Here is a 17,591-nt window from a genome sequence, read left to right as displayed (position 1 = left end):
AAACCACAAAAAAGGGGGGGGGGGCCCCCCCCCCCCCCCCCCTTCCCCCCTCCCCCCCCCCCCCCCCCCCCCCCCCCCCCCCCCCCCCTCCCCCCCCCCCCCCCCCACGCCCGTTCCTCATTCCAGGGCCGGGGAGATCCGGGCGGGGCCGGACGCCGGGTCGCTCCGCAGCCTTTCCCGGAGCTCCCGGCTCTGGTCGGTGAGCCGCTGCGGGCCGCTGTGCGGAGGGACGCCGGAGACGCTGCTGCCCGGCGCGACCGGGGGCTCGTACCGGTCCGGCGCGGTGACGGCGGTGTACCCGGTCGCCACCGCGATCGCCGCGGTGAGGCAGATCGCCGCCCGCGACCACCGTCGGGCCGTGCGCTCGGTGAGGGAGCGGATGGTGGCCGGGGTGCTGCGGGGTTCCAGCGGCACGGCGGGCCGGAGCCCGCCGAGCAGCTCGCGCAGCGCGGCGGACTGCTTCTCCGGCGGTACGTCGGCCAGCCCGGGAACCCGTTCGGCGAGGGTGGCGTGGGCGCGCAGCAGCCGGTGCCCGGCAGCGGGGGTGCTGGCCTCGGTCTCGGCGGCGGTGTCGGGCAGGTCGAGGCCGATGCCGTCGTAGAGCAGCACGGTCCTGCGGTGTACGGGCGGCAGGTCGAGCAGGGCGTCCAGCAGCATCCGGTCGACGGGTTCGACCGGGCCCGGGTCGGGGGTGCGGTACGCGCGGCGGAACCGGTGCCAGGGCGAGAGGGCGTACTGGTACGCGACGGCCCGGACCCAGCCGACGGGATCCGGGTCGGTGGCCACCTCCGGCCAGCGTCCCCAGGCCTGGCGGAAGGCGTGCTCGACGGACTGCCGGGCGAGGGCGCGGCGGCCGGTGAGCAGGTAGGCCTGGCGGACGAGCGCGGGGGCGGCGCGGAGGTAGAGGCCGTCGAAGGCCCGCGCGGGTTCCGTCGGGGGCGGCTGCGCGGACTCCCCGGGCGGCGCCGGGTCGGGGCTCGCGGGGTCGGCGGCCTGCGGGTCGGGTCGGGCGGGGTCTGGGCGTGCGGGGTCGGCGGCCTGCGGGGCGGGCCGCTCGGAGTCGGGGCGTGCGGGAGCGCCGGCCTGCGGGGCGGGCCGGGCGGGGTCCGTGCGCGGGGGCGCGGAGGGGGGCGGATCCGTCGGGCCGGCGGCCGCGGGGGAGGGGCCGCCCCCGCCGGCCCCGGTTCTGACGGGGTGTTTCGTCTCGTGGCGGGTCAGGGAGACGGGTGGCCGGGCGGCGCCCTTGCCGGCCGGGCGGGGGCGGGTACCGGGCCCGGCCGCGCGCGCCGGGACCCCGCCCGTCGCCGCGAAGGCCCGTACGCCGCCGGTGGCGGCCCGGGGAGTTGCGCCGACGGCGGGCCCGGCGGGAGCGTCCACGGCTTCCGGGGCGGGTGGTTCGGGAGGGCCGGGCGGTTCGAGCGGGGTGGTGGCGGTGGTGGTGGCGGCCCGTGCGCCGGGGGCGTCCGCGTCCGCCTCCGCCTCCGGGGCGGTGTCGGCCTCGGCCTGCTCCTCCGCGAGGCGGGCCAGCAGCGCGGTGTACACCTCGCGCTTGCGTCCGCGCGGTTCGGTCCGGCCCGTCTCCCAGGAGCGGACGGTCGTCGCGGTGACGCCCACCGCCGCCGCGACCTCCTCGTGGGTCAGCCGGCCCGCTTCGCGCAGCCTGCGGCGTTCCTTGGGGGACGGCAGGCCCAGCTCCGCGTCGGAGGTCGTCTCGACGCCTTGTGTCATGCCACACTCCCCGCGACCCGACAGTCCTGCGCGAAAAAGTACATAAACGTATATTGAGCGACACCACGGGCATTCGCCTGTTACCCGCCCATAGCGCGTGTCGTTGGCACCATGGCGGGGTGACCCAAGTGACCGAACACGGGACCTCGTTGCCGACGGTCCCGAGGGCAGGTGCGAGGCGGCGTTCGCCGGCCGCCGCGGCCTGCGTGCTGGGCGGCGCCGTGGCCGCCGGACTGGGGCTCGGCTTCCTGGCCGTGCTCGTGATCGTCCTGTGGATCAGCTCCCCCTACCCGGACAGCGGTCCGGGCGGCGCCCTGCACCTCGCCGCGGGGCTGTGGCTGATGGCGCACGGGACGGAACTCGTCCGCTACGAGACCCTCTCCGGGGTGCCCGCGCCCGTCGGCCTGACACCGCTGTTGCTGGTGGCACTGCCGGTGCTGCTGATGCGGCGGGCGGCCCGGCTCGGCAGCGCGTCCGGGGACGGCGGGGGCGGTGAGGGGGACGAGGCCGACGAGGTGTTGCCGGCCGGCGTCGTCTTCTCCGCCGTCACCTGCGGCTACCTGGGCGTCGGGGCGCTGGCCACCGTGTACGCCGCCGGGGGGCCGATGCCCGCCGACCCGCTCAGCGCGGCCTGGCACGTCCCGCTGGTGGCGGTGCTCGCGGCCGCGGCCGGGGTGTGGTCGGCGAAGGGGAGGCCGCTCGGGCCGCTGCCGGGCTGGATTCCAGGAGGCGCGAGGAAGGCCGTCGCGCGCCCCCGTTACGCGCTGGCGCTGCGGTCGGGCGCGGCCGGGGCCCTCGTTCTGCTGGGCGGCGGCGTCCTGCTCGTGGGCGCGTCGCTGGCATGGCACGGGGCGGAGGTGCAGTCCTCCTTCCTGACGCTGACCGGGGTGTGGTCCGGGCGGTTCGCGGTCCTGCTGCTCGCGCTGGCCCTGATCCCCAACGCCATGGTGTGGGGCGCGGCGTACGGGCTGGGTCCCGGGTTCGCGGTGGGGGCCGGCGTGACGGCCACCCCGCTCGGCTTCGCGGGCGCGCCGGCCCTGCCGAGGTTCCCGCTGCTCGCGGCGCTGCCGCCGGAGGGGCCGGGAACGCCCGTCACCTGGGCGGCGGCCGGGGTGCCGGTGGCGGCCGGGCTGGTCGTGGGCTGGTTCGCGGTGCGCCGGGCGCGGGAGGTCTCCTCCGGGGAGACCGCGCTGACGGCGGCGCTGGGCGCGGTGGTGTGCGGGCTGGCGATGGCGGGCCTGGCGGCGGCTTCGGCCGGGCCGCTCGGGTCGCGGGCACTGGCCGGCTTCGGGCCCGTGTGGTGGGCGGTGGGCGGCGCGGCCGCGGGGTGGACGCTGCTGCTGGCGGTGCCGTTGGCGGTGGGGGTCCACATGTGGCGGACCCGGCCGGTGCGGGGTGCCTCCGGCGGGGGCGGGGAGGACGCGTGGCACGACTCGGGGGTACGGGAGCTGCGCTGGGCGGCGTTGCGGGAGGCGGCCCGACCGGTGGCTCCGCCGGTGGTGGCGGCTCCGGCGGCCCCGGCTGCGCCGGTGGCTCCGCCGGTGGTGGCGGGGGTGGTGGCTCCGCCGGAGCCGGTGGCTCCGCCGGTGGTGGCGGGGGTGGTGGCTCCGCCGGAGCCGGTGGCTTCGCCGGTGGTGGCGGTTCGGGTGGCTCCGCCCGAACCGGTGGCTCCGCCGGTCGTGGTGGCTCCGGACGCCCCCGATGTACCGCTGTTGGCGGCGCCGACGGAAGCATTGCTGCCGCCGGCGGTGGGGGTGCGGGTGCTGGCCCGGCGGCGGCCCCCGTCATGACCGGCCGTGCGTGCGGTCCCGGGCGTCGGCGGGGCGGGGTGCTCCCGGGGCTCCGCCCCGGACCCCGGGCCTCAATCGCCGGCGGGGCTTGATTCGGCCGGCGTGGGTGGTGCGGGGGCGGCACTGGGCCCGAGCCCCGGACCCCGGGCCTCAGTCGCCGGCGGGGCTTGATGCGGCGGGCGTGGGCGGTGCGGGTACGGCGCTGGGCCCGCGCCCCGGACCCGGGGCTGAGGCGTGGGCCGGGCTGGGGTGCGTCAGCGTTGGACCTTCAGGATGTCGCCCAGGACGTTGTCCGGGAGCAGGTTGTTGCACTGGAGTTCCGCCGTGCGGGTCAGGGCGTCGTCGCGGCAGACGAAGAAGTCCTTGTACGCCAGCTGCAACGCGTACGAGCTCGCCGCCAGCATCAGGGCCATGGACGCCGTCACCAGGCCGCCGACCGCCGCCGCGCGCTGCGGCCGGGCCGCCGGGCCCAGGGAGTCCAGGCCCGCCGGCCGGGCCGGGGTGCCCGTCGTGGGGTCGGCCTTGGCCGCCGGGCGGCCGCGCAGGGCGCTGATGCCCCAGTACATCGCGAGCGCACCCAGCAGCAGCCCCACCGAGGGGATCCCGAAGATCCCGAAGAAGAAGCCCCACATGCCCGCCAGCAGGGCGTACCGCGCGCGCCGCTGGAGCGGGTCCATGGGGTCCCAACGGGCCGGGCCCCCGGGGCCGCCGGGCTCGGACGGGCCCCCGCCGGAGCCGCCGCCGTCGTGGGGCCGCTGCGGTTGCCGGGGCTGCCACGGCTGGTCCGGCCGGCCCTCCGGGGGCGCCGCGAAGGGGTTGTCGTCGGTCGAGGGGTCGGGCTGACGGCGGTCCGGCATCGAGTGCGTTACTTCCCCTGTGTCGTGGGCCGGGCGCGCGCCCGGCGTGCGGTGTACGCCAGACGCTACCGCTCGCCCGTCCCCCCGTCCCTCGGGGGCGGTCCCGTGTGCCGGTATCGTTGCAGGCGGTCGGTGGCTTCGTATGGTTCCCCGTATATCGGTACCCCGAAGTTTCGTATGACCACACAAGACGAACGACGGCAATCCCGTAAGAAAGGGCCTCCCATGCCCGCCTCCCGGCTGGTCGTGCTGGTCTCCGGCTCCGGCACCAACCTCCAGGCCCTGCTCGATGCCATCGACGCGCACCCCGGCGGAGCCGAGGGATTCGGCGCCGAGGTCGTCGCGGTGGGGGCCGACCGCGCGAACATCGCCGGCCTCGAACGGGCCGAGAAGGCCGGGATCCCCACTTTCGTGTGCCCGGTCAAGGACTACGGCAGCCGCGAGGAGTGGGACGCGGCGCTGACCGAGGCGACGGACGCGCACGCGCCGGACCTCGTGGTCTCCGCCGGATTCATGAAGATCGTCGGCAAGAACTTCATCGACCGCTTCGGCGGCCGGTTCGTCAACACCCACCCCGCCCTCCTCCCGGCCTTCCCCGGCGCGCACGGCGTACGGGACGCCCTCGCCTACGGGGCGAAGGTCACCGGCTGCACCGTCCACTTCGTGGATTCCGGCGTGGACACCGGTCCGATCATCGCCCAGGGTGTCGTCGAGATCCGGGACGGCGAGGACGAAGCCGCTCTCCATGAGCGCATCAAGGAAGTCGAGCGCCAGCTGCTCGTCGACGTCGTGGGGCGCCTGGCCCGGCACGGCTACCGCATTGAGGGACGAAAGGTAACAATCCAGTGACCGCCGCAGACTCCGTAGAGAGCAACGACCCGACCACCACCCAGCGGCCGATCCGGCGTGCGCTCGTCAGCGTCTACGACAAGACGGGACTGGAAGAGCTGGCCCGCGGCCTGCACGAGGCGGGCGTCTCGCTCGTCTCCACCGGCTCCACCGCGTCGAAGATCGCCGCCGCCGGGGTGCCCGTCACCAAGGTCGAGGAGCTGACCGGATTCCCCGAGTGCCTCGACGGGCGGGTCAAGACCCTCCACCCGCGCGTGCACGCCGGCATCCTCGCCGACCTGCGCCTGGAGGACCACCGCAACCAGCTCGCCGAGCTGGGCGTCGAGCCCTTCGACCTGGTGATCGTCAACCTCTACCCCTTCCGGGAGACCGTCGCCTCCGGCGCCACCCCCGACGAGTGCGTCGAGCAGATCGACATCGGCGGCCCGTCGATGGTCCGCGCCGCCGCCAAGAACCACCCGTCGGTCGCCGTCGTCACCAGCCCCGCCCGCTACGCCGACGTCCTCGCGGCCGCCCGGGGCGGCGGTTTCGACCTGACCGCCCGCAAGCGGCTCGCGGCCGAGGCCTTCCAGCACACGGCGGCCTACGACGTCGCGGTGGCCTCCTGGTTCGCCGACGACTACGCCGCCGCGGACGACTCCGGCTTCCCCGACTTCCTCGGCGCCACGTACGCGCGGAACAACGTGCTCCGTTACGGCGAGAACCCGCACCAGGGCGCCGCGCTCTACGTCGACGGCACGGGAGGCCTCGCCGAGGCCGAGCAGCTGCACGGCAAGGAGATGTCCTACAACAACTACGCGGACACCGACGCCGCGCGCCGGGCCGCGTACGACCACGCCGAGCCGTGCGTGGCGATCATCAAGCACGCCAACCCGTGCGGCATCGCCACCGGCGCGGACGTCGCCGAGGCGCACCGCAAGGCGCACGCCTGCGACCCGCTGTCGGCGTTCGGCGGCGTCATCGCCGTCAACCGTCCGGTCACCGTCGAGCTGGCCGAGCAGGTCGCCGAGATCTTCACCGAGGTCATCGTCGCCCCGGCGTACGAGGACGGCGCGGTCGAGGTGCTGGCCCGCAAGAAGAACATCCGCGTGCTGCGCGCGGAGGGTGGCCCCGCCAACCCGGTCGAAGTCAAGCCGATCGACGGCGGTGCGCTGCTCCAGGTCACCGACCGCCTCCAGGCCGAGGGCGACGACCCGGCGAACTGGACGCTGGCCACCGGCGACGCGCTGTCCGCCGAGGAGCTGGCCGGTCTCGCCTTCGCGTGGAAGGCCTGCCGCGCCGTCAAGTCCAACGCGATCCTGCTGGCCAAGGACGGTGCCTCGGTCGGCGTCGGCATGGGCCAGGTCAACCGCGTCGACTCGGCGAAGCTCGCCGTCGAGCGGGCGGGCGCCGAGCGCGCGCAGGGCTCGTACGCCGCGTCCGACGCCTTCTTCCCCTTCCCGGACGGGCTGGAGATCCTCACCGCCGCGGGCATCAAGGCCGTGGTCCAGCCGGGCGGTTCGGTCCGGGACGAGCAGGTCGTCGAGGCCGCGAAGAAGGCCGGGGTGACGATGTACTTCACCGGCACCCGCCACTTCTTCCACTGAGGCACGGATACGGCGAAGGCCGCCACCCGCTGGTGCGGGTGGCGGCCTTCGCCGTGTGAACGCCTCAGCGCTTCTTGATGACCAGGGTGTTGGCGGCCTTGTCGTGCCAGCCGCGGAGCTGCCCGGTGTTGTCGAAGAACGGGGAGATCACGATGAGGATGTAGCCGAGGCCGCAGGTGATGTAGCCCAGGCCGATCGGGAAGCCCCAGCGGACCAGCGCGGGGCCGAAGCTGGGCTTCTGGCCGGTGCGCGAGTTGACGATCCGCATGCCGAGGATCATCTTGCCGGGGGTGCTGCCCATCGTGCTCACGAAGATGACGTCGTAGAAGATGAACGTCAGCGCGGAGACGAGCAGGGATGCGATGAGCGAACCGATGGCGAAGCCGCTCGCCGCGCTGTCGCTGCTGCCGCTGGATCCGGCGAACGCGGCGCCGAAGATGATGATGTTGAGGATTATCACGATGATGTACGCGAAGATCATGTCCAGCAGGCGCGCGCCGAACCGGCCGCCGTAGGTGCCAACCTCGACGGGACCCAGACCGGGGACGTTCGCGAACCCCTCCGGCACGGGGGCGCCGGGCTGGCCTACCGGGTACTGGCCGGGCGCGCCGTACGGCTGCTGGCCCTGCTGCGGGTATCCGTAGCCGCCCTGCGGCGGCACGCCCTGCGGGGCCTGCTGGGGGTAGCCGTAGCCGGGCTGGCCCTGCGGGGCCGGCGGCTGCTGCTGCCCGTACGGGTTGTTCGGGTCGCCGAAGCTCATCTGGGTCTTTCCTCCGTGAAGTGCGGGGACGCACGGCACGCACGGAGGACATCTGCTTTCTGCGGTACGCCCCCCGGCACTGCCCGCGGCACTCTTTCGATCGTCTTGCCGACCGTCATCGTGGTGGGCCCGCACCGGCCTTGTCCAGCCGGTTGTCGCAGAGGACCCGACTTGTTGTGCAAGTGCAATGAAGACCGCATTCCGGCCGCCGCCGACTGGAACCGGGACCACCACATCCGGGAGGATGGCGGTATGACCGCCCAGATTCTCGATGGCAAGGCCACCGCAGCCGCGATCAAGTCCGAACTGACCGCCCGAGTGGCGGCGCTGAAGGAGCGGGGTATCACCCCCGGCCTCGGCACCCTGCTGGTCGGAGACGATCCGGGCAGCCGCTGGTACGTCAACGGCAAGCACAAGGACTGCGCCGAGGTCGGCATCGCCTCCATCCAGCGCGAACTGCCCGCGACGGCCTCCCAGGAGGACATCGAGGAGGTCGTGCGGGAGCTGAACGCCAACCCGGCCTGCACCGGCTACATCGTCCAACTGCCGCTCCCCAAGGGCATCGACACCAACCGCGTCCTCGAACTGATGGACCCGCTCAAGGACGCCGACGGCCTGCACCCCATGTCGCTGGGCCGGCTGGTCCTCAACGAGCCGGGCCCGCTGCCCTGCACGCCGTACGGCATCGTCGAGCTGCTGCGCCACCACGGCGTCGAGCTGAACGGCGCCCACGTCGTCGTCCTCGGACGCGGCATCACCGTCGGCCGGTCCATCGGGCTGCTGCTGACCCGCAAGTCCGAGAACGCGACCGTCACCCTGTGCCACACCGGTACGCGCGACCTGTCCGGGCTGCTGCGCCAGGCGGACATCGTCATCGCGGCGGCGGGCGTCGCGCACCTGGTGAAGCCGCAGGACGTGAAGCCGGGCGCGGCCGTGCTCGACGTCGGCGTCAGCCGCGACGAGAACGGCAAGATCGTCGGGGACGTGCACCCGGGCGTCGCCGAGGTGGCGGGGTGGATCTCCCCGAACCCGGGCGGGGTCGGTCCGATGACCCGAGCGCAGCTGCTGGTCAACGTGGTCGAGGCGGCGGAGCGGACCCCCAGTGCGGGCTGAGCACGACGAGCCCGGCGCTGTCGGGCGGCCGATGGGGCCGGAGCGCGAGCCGCAGCGCGGGCCGGAACGAGAGCCGGAACGAGAGCCGGAACGAGAGGGGCAGCGCGGGCCGGAGCCGGAGCGGGCCCCCGGGCAGGCGGAGCCGTCGCGGGCGGGGGCCGCGAGGTCGCGGCGGTTCCCCTCCGTCACCGAGGGCACCGTACGTCCCGAGGGCAGCGGGCGCGCCGTCCCCGGGGCGGTGTCCACGCCGGTCCGTCAGTGGCCGATGCTCAGCGTCCTGGCGGCCACCGCCGCCGGGCTGCTGACCACGGCGACGGGGCATCCGCGGGCCGGCTGCCTCATGATCGGCATCGCCCTGATCGCGGCTGCCGCGATGCGCCGCTTCCTGCCCTCGGTGGGCATGCTCGCGGTGCGTTCCCGCTTCACGGACATGATCACGTACGGGCTGCTCGGTGTGGCGATCACGCTGCTCGCGGTGGCCATGGAGCCCAAGCCCCTGCTGGACATCCCCTTCCTGGAGAGTGCGGTCCGCGTCACCGTCCGCTGACCGGGAGCGCGGTCAGCGCGGCCAGCGCGGCCGCGACGGCCGGCCGGGTCTCGGCGCCCGCCCGGACCAGCGCCTCCAGGACCCGCCCCCGGCCCGGCAGTTCCACCACCGCCGTGCCGGGCGGCGGCGCGTCGCACAGCAGTCCCGGCAGGATCGAGGCGGCCCGCCCGGCCGCCACCAGCCACAGCCCGGCCCGCAGGTCCCCGCACTCGTGCGCGATCCGCGGGGTGAACCCGGCGTTGCGGCAGGCGTGCAGGAGCATCTCCCGGCAGCTGCTCGGGGCGGGCGCCGAGACCCAGTCGGCGTCCCGCAGCGCCGCCAGCCCGTCCCGCCCGTAGGCCGGGAGCAGGGCCTCGGGCAGCGCCAGGCAGAGCGGGTCGTCGAACAGCGGGACGGCGGTGGTGCCGCTCGCGGGCGGGGCGCCGAGCAACGGGTACGCGTAGGTCACCGCCAGGTCCAGGCGGCGCCCGCGCAGCAGCGGCAGCGCCTCCTCCGGATCGGCCTGCACGATCCGCGGCCGCAGTCCCGGATGGCGTGCGGCGAGGGCGGCGACCAGCGGGGCGGCCACCGTCGCCAGCGCGCTCGGGGCGCAGCCGACGTGCAGCTCCCCGACCGGTCCGGCGTCCAGGGCCCGTACCGCCCCCTCGGCGCGTTCCAGCGCGGCCAGGACCGGGTCGCAGGCGGCGGCCAGGGCGACGCCCGCGGGGGTGAGGCGCAGTCCGCGCCCGTCCCGTTCGACGAGGGCGGCTCCGGCCTCGGCCTCCAGCGCCCTCAGCTGCTGGGAGACGGCGGAGGGGGTGACGCGGTGCAGCTCGGCGACCGCGGTCACCTTTCCGTGTTCCGCCAGGTCCCGCAGGATGACCATCCGCTTCACATCAAGCATGAGTTCATCTTAATGATTGCTGTAGTGAAGGTAGCTGGACTTCACATTGCGGCCGGGGCGATGCTCGTGCCATGAATCCCTTGAAGGTGCTCCTGATCGGCGCCGGCGGCACGCTCGGCCGCGCGGTGCACACGGCCCTGCGCGAGCGCGGCCACGAGGTCGTCACCGCCTCCCGGAAGGACGCGGACGTCCGCGTCGACATCACCGACCCCGACTCCGTCCGGGCGATGTACGAGGCGGCCGGCCCCGTCGACGCGGTGGCCTGCGCGGCCGGCTCCGTCCCGTGGCGCCCGCTGGGCGAGCTCACCACCGCCGACGTCCGGGCCGGCCTGGAGGGCAAGGCCGTCAGCCAGATCGAGCTGGTCCGCCAGGGAGTCACCCGGCTGCCCGCGCACGCCTCGTACACCCTGATCACCGGCATCCTGGCCCGCGAGCCCCTGCTCACCGGCTCGGTCGCCTCCCTCGCCAACGGCGCGGTCGAGGCCTTCGTGCGGGCCGCCGCGATCGAACTGCCGGGCCGTCAGCGGATCAACGCCGTCAGCCCCACCGTGTTCACCGAGTCCCTCGGCGTCTACGGGGACACCTTCGCCGGATTCGACGCGGTGCCGGTCGCCCGCGCGGCGAACGCCTACGTCAAGTCGGTCGAGGGACACCGGACGGGGGAGATCTTCCGGGTGGAGTAGTGCCCGGGGGCGGCTGGTGGGCGGGGCCCGGACCGGGTCCCGCCTTCGATCCGACGGGTCCGTGTGCCGTGGACCACAGGGACCCGGGGGTTGGGGGCCCCGCGGGTCGGATAGCCTGACCGCGGATGTCTCTTCACGTCAAGATTCGTAAGGACAAGGAAGCGGCGTCCTCCCAGAACTTGGGGCCCAGCACATGGGGCAGGGACGCCCCACCGCCAGCTGTCTAACGGAGAAGGCCATGACCCGCACTCCCGTGAATGTCACCGTGACCGGCGCCGCCGGCCAGATCGGCTACGCGCTGCTCTTCCGCATCGCCTCCGGCCACCTGCTCGGCGCGGACGTGCCGGTCAAGCTCCGCCTGCTGGAGATCCCGCAGGGCATGAAGGCCGCCGAGGGCACCGCCATGGAGCTCGACGACTGCGCCTTCCCGCTGCTCAAGGGCATCGACATCTTCGACGACCCGAACCAGGGCTTCGCCGGCGCCAACGTCGCGCTGCTCGTGGGCGCCCGCCCGCGTACCAAGGGCATGGAGCGCGGTGACCTGCTCTCCGCCAACGGCGGCATCTTCAAGCCGCAGGGCGCCGCGATCAACGCGCACGCCGCGGACGACATCAAGGTCCTGGTCGTGGGCAACCCGGCCAACACCAACGCGCTCATCGCGCAGGCCGCCGCCCCGGACGTCCCGGCCGAGCGCTTCACCGCGATGACCCGCCTGGATCACAACCGCGCGATCTCGCAGCTCGCGAAGAAGACCGGCGCCGACGTCACCGACATCAAGCGCCTGACCATCTGGGGCAACCACTCGGCGACCCAGTACCCCGACATCTTCCACGCGGAGATCGCCGGCAAGAACGCCGCCGAGGTCGTGGGCGACGAGGTGTGGCTCGGCGACACCTTCATCCCGACCGTCGCCAAGCGCGGCGCCGCGATCATCGAGGCCCGTGGCGCGTCCTCGGCCGCCTCGGCCGCCAACGCCGCCATCGACCACGTGCACACCTGGGTCAACGGCACCGCCGCGGGCGACTGGACCTCGATGGGCATCCCGTCGGACGGCTCCTACGGCGTCCCGGAGGGCATCATCTCCTCCTTCCCCGTCACCACCAAGGACGGCAAGTACGAGATCGTCCAGGGCCTGGACATCAACGAGTTCTCCCGTGCGCGCATCGACGCGTCCGTGGCGGAGCTCGTCGAGGAGCGCGACGCGGTCCGCGAGCTCGGCCTCATCTGAGCCATACCCGGCAGGACGGCCGGTCCGATCGTTTGATCTGATCGTCTGACCTGTACGAACGTCCTTGCGCCCCGGTCAAACGCGACCGGGGCGCTTTGGCGTGTTTTCACCTGTCGGGTGCGTGTAGGTGGAAAATAAGGTCGGCCGGTGACCGGTCACCTGATTCCCCCTCAGCCCGGCGGTGACGCCCGGACGGACCAACGGGCCGGCCGTCCGCCCGTGCATCCCGCCGTCAGCGAGGCCGGCCGCCTGCTGTGCGCGGGCACCTACCTCGACGCGGCGTACCGCGACCGGGTGATCGACGAACTCTTCGTGCACGAGGAGCGCATCGCCGCTCCGTCCTACGGATTCGACGCGGCCCGGGTCCTGGCCCACGCGCTGCGCGCCCGCCGCATCGAACTCGCCTGGGCCGCAGGCGTCCTCGGCGCCTGGTTCGTCGGCTCGCTGCTGACCGGCGGCCTGCTCGCCCTGCTGCTGTTCCCCTTCGTGCTGCTGAGCCTCGCCCGCTGGCTCCGTGCCCGGAGCAACGTCCTGCTGCGCTTCCTGTCCGTACTGGTCCGGATCTACGCCTGGTGGTCGTTCGCCGCGGTCCTGGTGGGCGTCTGGATCTCCCTGCACGGCCCCCTGGGCGAGTTCGCCGGCTTCTTCTTCCCCGGCGTCGGCGACCTCGTGACCCCCGGCGTCCCCGACGGCCGCTACGGCAGCGGATTCGGCGGTGACCCCGGCGGCTACCCGTACGACGACGGCGTGCCCGCCGCGCTGTGGCTGGCCCCCGTCGTCTTCGCCGCGGTCGTGGCCGTCGTCGGGCTCCAGCGCGGGCACGCCGCCCGCATCGTCGCCACCGAGCTGTCCCCGGAGCGCTACGCCGAGCAGTCCGGCGATCCCGCCGAGGCCTCGCCGGGCGTGCGCTACGCCCGCGTCCGCGACCGGATCCGGGCCGAACAGCACGCCCCGCTCGTCATGTACGACATCAACGGCCCCTTCACCGGGGCCGGGGACGCCTTCCGGCCCTGGCAGCTGTCCGTCGAACTGCGCCCCCGGGAGGACCTCGGCCCCGACCGCACGCCGCAGGCCGTCACCAACGCCCACATCGTCGGGCGCATCGTGCCGCTGCTGCACGCCCTGCGCGTACCGTCCCCGCACGGCTCCCCGCAGGCCGAGGCCGCCGTCCTGGACCGGCTGCGCGAACTGGTCGTCGACGAGTGCGTCTTCCTCCCGGCCGGAGGCCTGCCGCACCGGGACGCGGCACCGCTGAGCCCGCGGCAGTTCGCCGAACACCGCTCCGGCGCCATCGAGGAGGGCGGGGAGCGGCGCAGGCACTTCCTGCGCGTCCGGGTCGGCGGCTGGGACGAGAACCTCGTCGTGACCGTCTTCGTCCGGGTCCACACCCAGGGCCGCATGCTGATGCTGGAAGTGGCCCCGCACGTACTGCTCCCCGTACGCACCCGGTTCCAGCGGGCCGACGCGGAGGCCCACCGGCTCCTGCACAACACCTGGTTCGGCAAGGCCGTCGCGGCGCTCGCCGCCACCCCCCGTTCCTTCACCGGCGCCCTCGCCACCCTCGGCCGCGGCGTCGCGAGCTGGTGGCGGATCGTCACCGGCGGCCACGGCGGGGCCCGCCCCGAGGGGCCGGAGCTGTCGGTGCGGGAGATCGCCGCGGAGGAGGACGGCTCCCTCTTCCACCTCATGGACCTGGACCGGTATCTGAAAACGATTCAGGACCGGGTCGTCAGCGGGGTTACCGTCGCTCTGCACGAAGCGGGCTGGCACACGGCGGAATTCGCACAGCGCGCGGTCCACGTCGCCGAGGGCGGCGTGTTCATCCAGTCGGTGAACGGCAGCGCCTTCAGCGTCGGCGGCACAGGACACCACAACACCGCCGGCGGCGGCGGTGCGGGCGGAAAGGGGAGCAGCGGTGGCAAATGACGATGGAGAGCCCTCGGTCCGGATCGGCGGGATCAGCGGCAGCGCCTTCAGCATCGGCGGCAGCGGGCACACCAACACCGTGCACCACGGCGGTACGGGAGCGGCGGCGCCCGGCGCCGCGGAGCTGCTGGAGGCCGTCCTCGAACTGCGGGCCGCCCTCGTCCGGCTGCCCCGCGGCGAGGACCGGACGGCGCTCGACGCCGAACTGGACGAGGCCGCCGGGGAGCTGGAGGAGGCCGGTGAGATCCGGCCCGGCCTCGCCGCACGGCTGCGCGGGGCGCTGGTGCGCTGGGCCCCGCTGGTGGAGTCCGTGAGCGCGGCCACCGCCCTGGGCGAACTGCTCGTCTCGCTGGGAGGCTGACCGGTGTCCTCGCCCGACGGCGCTTCCGGCGCCCCCTGGTGGAACTCGCAGTCGCAGCGGTGGGAGTGGGGCGCGCAGCCGGGACCGGCCGCCGATCCGTCGGCCGCCGATCCGTTGTCCGCCGACCCGTCCGCCGCTCCGTCCGCCGCCGAGCCCTCGACCCTGCCGGCCGCGCCGCCGCCCGGGTACGGGTTCTGGCCCGCGCAGCCGTCCTCGACCCTGCAGCCCCCGCCGCCGCTCCCGCCGCTCCCCCCGGCCCCGCCACCGCCGCCGCCACCGCAGCCCCCGCGGTACACACCGGGCGGTGGCAGCGGCGGCAGCGGTGGCAGCGGCGGTGGCGGGGCCGGGCAGTGGCGGACCCCGTTGCTGGTGGGGCTCGTGGCGGCCGTCGCGGGCGGGTCGGCCGTCGCGGCGTGGATGCTGCTGGGCGGGAAGGGCGAGCCGGCCGCGGCCCCCGGCCCTCCCGCCACGAGCGCGCCCTCGCAGGGGCGGACCACGGAGCCCACGGGCCCCCGTAGCTCCCCGCCGGGCCCGAGCGCGAGCACCACGGCCTCCCCCTCGGCCGGCGCCGGAGCGGGGTACACCGTGGTGCGCAACGAGAGCGGCTTCTCGGTCGCCGTCCCCACCGGCTGGCAGCCCAGCCACGACGAGACCGGCAGCGGATCCTTCTACCGCCCGCCCGGTGACCGCAGCGCCCTGCTCCAGATCTTCCGGGTCACCGAGGACTCCGCCACCGGCTCGTGCGAGCTGCTGCGGATGTCCTCGCAACGCCTGGACGACGGCACCCCCGCCTACCGGCAGGTCTCCCTCGACCCGGTCGCGGGCGGAGCCTGCGAACTGGTCTACGAGTACGACAGCGCCGAGTCCCACGGCCGCCGCAGGGGCATGGAGCGGATCGTCACCGCCACCGACGGCAAGCGGTGGGCGCTGCTGGCGGCCGGACCGGCCACGGACTCCCCGACGGTGCGCGCGCACCTGACGGCGGCCCTGGACTCCTTCCGGCCGGAGTGACCGACCCAGTCACGGGCGTGCCCCGGCCGCAGGACGGCCGGGGCACGCGCGGTGCGGCTACTTGTACATGCCCACCGTGTAGTGGCCCGGGACGCTGCGCGTGGTGACGCTGATGCGGTTCCACACGTTGATCGTCGCGATCACGGCGATCAGCTGGGCCAGCTCGGCCTCCTCGAAGTGGGCCGCCGCCTTCGCGTACACCTCGTCGGGGACGAAGCCGTCCGTCAGGACGGTGACGGCCTCGGTCAGCTCGATCGCCGCCAGCTCCTTCTCCGTGTAGAAGTGCCGCGACTCCTCCCAGGCGGAGAGCTGCACGATCCGCTCGATGGTCTCGCCCTGCGCGATCGCGTCCTTCGTGTGCATGTCCAGGCAGAAGGCGCAGTGGTTGATCTGCGACGCGCGGATCTTGACCAGCTCGACCAGGGTCTCGTCCAGGCCCTTGACGGCGGCCATCTCCATGCCGAGGACGGCCTTGTAGAACGCGGGCGCGTGCTTGGCGAGGTTCATGCGGGGGGTGTGCTCGGCGGCCAGTTCGGTGGTCTTCGTTTCGTTGGTCATGGCACCACCGTACGGAGCGGGCGGCCCGCGGATATGGTCCATATCCATGACCGGATCTTGGGCCACTCTTGGGGCCGACCTCCATCTGGACCTGTCGGCCGCGGTACGGGGCGGGCGCGGTCTGCGGGCCGCGCTCACGGAGGAGCTGCGGGAGGCCGCGCGGAGCGGGCGGCTGGCGCCGGGCACCCGGCTGCCGTCCTCCCGGTCCTTCGCCGCCGACCTCGGGATCGCCCGCAACACGGTCGCCGAGGCGTACGGGGAGCTCGTCGCCGAGGGCTGGCTGACCGCCCGCCAGGGCTCCGGCACCCGGGTCGCCGAACGCGCCCGGCCGCGCCGCCCCGCGGGCGCCGCGCGGGTCCGCCACCCCGCGCGCCGGGGGCTCTCGTACAGCCTGATCCCCGGTTCCCCGGACCTCGGCGGGTTCCCGCGGGCCGGCTGGCTGGCGGCCGCCCGGCGGGCCCTCACCGACGCCCCCAACGACGCCTTCGGCTACGGGCTCGACGTACGCGGCCGGCCGGAGCTGCGCGAGGCCCTCGCCGGATACCTGGCCAGGGCCCGCGGGGTGTACGCCGACCCGGACCGGATCGTGCTGTGCTCCGGGTTCGCGCACGGACTGCGGCTCCTCGGCGCGGTGCTGCGGGCGCGCCGGGTGCGGGAGGTGGCGGTGGAGGGGTACAGCCTCGACATCCACCGCGACCTGCTGGCCGGGGCCGGCTTGCGCACCCGCCCGCTGTGGGTCGACGGGGCCGGGGCCCGCACCACCGATCTGGCGGGGTTCGGCCCCCGCACCGGCGCGGTGCTGCTCACCCCGGCGCACCAGTTCCCCACCGGCGCCGCCCTCACCCCGCAGCGGCGGGCGGCGGCGGTGGACTGGGCGCGCACCAGCGGCGGGTTCATCCTGGAGGACGACTACGACGGGGAGTTCCGCTACGACCGCCAGTCCGTCGGAGCCCTCCAGGGCCTGGACCCGGACCGGGTGGTCTACCTCGGCACCGCCAGCAAGTCCCTCGCGCCGGGGCTGCGGATGGGGTGGATGGTGGTACCGCCGGACCTGCTGGAGGAGGTGCTGGAGGCCAAGGGCCGGACCGACTGGAGTTCGAGCGCCCTCGACCAGCTCACCCTCGCGGAGTTCATCACCTCCGGGGCCTACGACCGCCACGTGCGCGGCATGCGGCTGCGCTACCGGCGCCGCCGGGACGCGCTGGTCGCGGCGGTGGCGGGACGGGTCCCGGTCTCCGGGGTCGCCGCCGGACTGCACGCCGTACTGGACCTCCCGCCGGGCACGGAGCGGGCCCTGCTGCGGTCCGCCGCCTGGCAGGACCTGGCGCTGGAGGGCCTGGGCACCTACCGCCACCCCGACTCGGCGATGCCCCCGCGCGAGGCCCTGGTCGTCGGCTACGGCACCCCGTCCGACAGCGCCTTCGCCCCGACCCTCGCCGCCCTGGTCGCCGCGCTGCCGTGACACGGCGCGCCCCGCCGGGCCCCCGGGCCCCCGGCCCCCCCGGGCCCTTCGCCCGGCCCCGGCCACTGGACCCCGGGCCCCGGCACCGCCCCGGCCCCGGGCGTGGTGCGCCCGGGGCCGGGGGGCCACCCCGCCGGGGCGGTGGCGGGGCGGCCGGCTAGGGGGTGTCTGACGGATGTCCGTGGGGAAGGAGCGGCGTCCGGTGCGTGCTCTCGGCGTGCCGACCGGAAGCCCGCGTACTGGACGTAC

General features: G+C 74.8%; 16 protein-coding genes. 11 read left to right on the top strand and 5 right to left on the bottom strand.

Going from position 1 to position 17,591, the window contains the following annotated elements:
- Positions 1–117: 117 nt before the first annotated feature.
- Positions 118–1,728 (bottom strand): helix-turn-helix domain-containing protein, encoded by a 1,611-nt coding sequence (locus ACZ5D2_RS39985; protein WP_468936573.1) that lies wholly within the window; start codon positions 1,726–1,728, stop codon positions 118–120.
- 119 nt (positions 1,729–1,847) lie between these two features.
- On the opposite strand from ACZ5D2_RS39985, the gene ACZ5D2_RS39980 reads away from it, so the two are divergent.
- Positions 1,848–3,518, top strand: a complete 1,671-nt coding sequence (locus tag ACZ5D2_RS39980; RefSeq protein ID WP_468936569.1) for a cell division protein PerM — start codon at positions 1,848–1,850, stop codon at positions 3,516–3,518.
- A 254-nt stretch (positions 3,519–3,772) separates the two neighbouring features.
- On the opposite strand, the gene ACZ5D2_RS39975 is transcribed toward ACZ5D2_RS39980, so the two are convergent.
- Positions 3,773–4,375, bottom strand: a complete 603-nt coding sequence (locus tag ACZ5D2_RS39975) for a hypothetical protein (RefSeq protein ID WP_371677059.1) — start codon at positions 4,373–4,375, stop codon at positions 3,773–3,775.
- 225 nt (positions 4,376–4,600) lie between these two features.
- Between ACZ5D2_RS39975 and purN the strand changes: the two genes are divergently transcribed.
- Together purN and purH are read left to right on the top strand one after the other, a co-directional pair.
- Positions 4,601–5,224, top strand: a complete 624-nt coding sequence (gene purN / locus ACZ5D2_RS39970; protein ID WP_030230885.1) for a phosphoribosylglycinamide formyltransferase — start codon at positions 4,601–4,603, stop codon at positions 5,222–5,224.
- Positions 5,221–6,810, top strand: coding sequence for a bifunctional phosphoribosylaminoimidazolecarboxamide formyltransferase/IMP cyclohydrolase (purH, locus tag ACZ5D2_RS39965; protein WP_468936565.1), 1,590 nt, complete (start codon positions 5,221–5,223; stop codon positions 6,808–6,810). Before purN ends, purH begins: the two co-directional genes overlap by 4 nt.
- Positions 6,811–6,874: 64 nt before the next feature.
- Here purH and ACZ5D2_RS39960 read toward each other — a convergent pair whose 3' ends face one another.
- Entirely contained in the window at positions 6,875–7,570 is a 696-nt protein-coding gene (locus tag ACZ5D2_RS39960) for an RDD family protein (protein ID WP_371677057.1), read from the bottom strand.
- Between the two features lie 252 nt (positions 7,571–7,822).
- On the opposite strand from ACZ5D2_RS39960, the gene ACZ5D2_RS39955 reads away from it, so the two are divergent.
- Positions 7,823–8,683 (top strand): bifunctional methylenetetrahydrofolate dehydrogenase/methenyltetrahydrofolate cyclohydrolase, encoded by an 861-nt coding sequence (locus ACZ5D2_RS39955; RefSeq protein WP_371677056.1) that lies wholly within the window; start codon positions 7,823–7,825, stop codon positions 8,681–8,683.
- Positions 8,673–9,230 carry a DUF3017 domain-containing protein gene (locus tag ACZ5D2_RS39950; protein WP_468936560.1) on the top strand — a complete coding sequence of 186 codons (558 nt, stop codon included), beginning with the start codon at positions 8,673–8,675 and terminating at the stop codon, positions 9,228–9,230. Before ACZ5D2_RS39955 ends, ACZ5D2_RS39950 begins: the two co-directional genes overlap by 11 nt.
- On the opposite strand, the gene ACZ5D2_RS39945 is transcribed toward ACZ5D2_RS39950, so the two are convergent.
- Positions 9,217–10,113 (bottom strand): LysR family transcriptional regulator, encoded by an 897-nt coding sequence (locus ACZ5D2_RS39945; RefSeq protein WP_371677054.1) that lies wholly within the window; start codon positions 10,111–10,113, stop codon positions 9,217–9,219. The two genes, ACZ5D2_RS39950 and ACZ5D2_RS39945, sit on opposite strands and share 14 nt — an antisense overlap.
- An 80-nt stretch (positions 10,114–10,193) precedes the next feature.
- On the opposite strand from ACZ5D2_RS39945, the gene ACZ5D2_RS39940 reads away from it, so the two are divergent.
- The 5 genes from ACZ5D2_RS39940 (at position 10,194) to ACZ5D2_RS39920 (ending at position 15,322) form a co-directional block, all read left to right on the top strand.
- Complete coding sequence (locus ACZ5D2_RS39940) at positions 10,194–10,796, top strand: short chain dehydrogenase (RefSeq protein WP_371681184.1); 603 nt, start codon at positions 10,194–10,196, stop codon at positions 10,794–10,796.
- Positions 10,797–11,034: 238 nt separating this feature from the next.
- Complete coding sequence (locus ACZ5D2_RS39935; protein ID WP_266841269.1) at positions 11,035–12,024, top strand: malate dehydrogenase; 990 nt, start codon at positions 11,035–11,037, stop codon at positions 12,022–12,024.
- Positions 12,025–12,243: 219 nt separating this feature from the next.
- Positions 12,244–13,950, top strand: coding sequence for a hypothetical protein (locus ACZ5D2_RS39930; protein ID WP_468936555.1), 1,707 nt, complete (start codon positions 12,244–12,246; stop codon positions 13,948–13,950).
- Entirely contained in the window at positions 13,940–14,311 is a 372-nt protein-coding gene (locus ACZ5D2_RS39925; RefSeq protein ID WP_371677052.1) for a hypothetical protein, read from the top strand. Before ACZ5D2_RS39930 ends, ACZ5D2_RS39925 begins: the two co-directional genes overlap by 11 nt.
- 3 nt (positions 14,312–14,314) lie before the next feature.
- Positions 14,315–15,322: a hypothetical protein gene (locus ACZ5D2_RS39920; protein ID WP_468936551.1), complete on the top strand. Its 1,008-nt coding sequence runs from the start codon at positions 14,315–14,317 to the stop codon at positions 15,320–15,322.
- 57 nt (positions 15,323–15,379) lie between these two features.
- Here the strand turns inward: ACZ5D2_RS39920 and ACZ5D2_RS39915 are convergent, their stop codons facing one another.
- The gene (locus ACZ5D2_RS39915; RefSeq protein ID WP_371677050.1) at positions 15,380–15,880 is read right to left on the bottom strand and encodes a carboxymuconolactone decarboxylase family protein; all 501 of its coding nucleotides are present in this window, start codon (positions 15,878–15,880) and stop codon (positions 15,380–15,382) included.
- Positions 15,881–15,926: 46 nt separating this feature from the next.
- Here ACZ5D2_RS39915 and pdxR point away from each other — a divergent pair, with 46 nt between their 5' ends.
- Complete coding sequence (pdxR, locus tag ACZ5D2_RS39910) at positions 15,927–17,342, top strand: MocR-like pyridoxine biosynthesis transcription factor PdxR (RefSeq protein ID WP_371677049.1); 1,416 nt, start codon at positions 15,927–15,929, stop codon at positions 17,340–17,342.
- Positions 17,343–17,591 lie beyond the last annotated feature (249 nt).

The sequence above is a fragment of the Streptomyces sp. NPDC031479 genome, assembly GCF_055581065.1.
The sequence above is the reverse complement of the archived record's forward strand: the minus strand, read 5'-3'. Positions and strand labels throughout refer to the sequence as shown.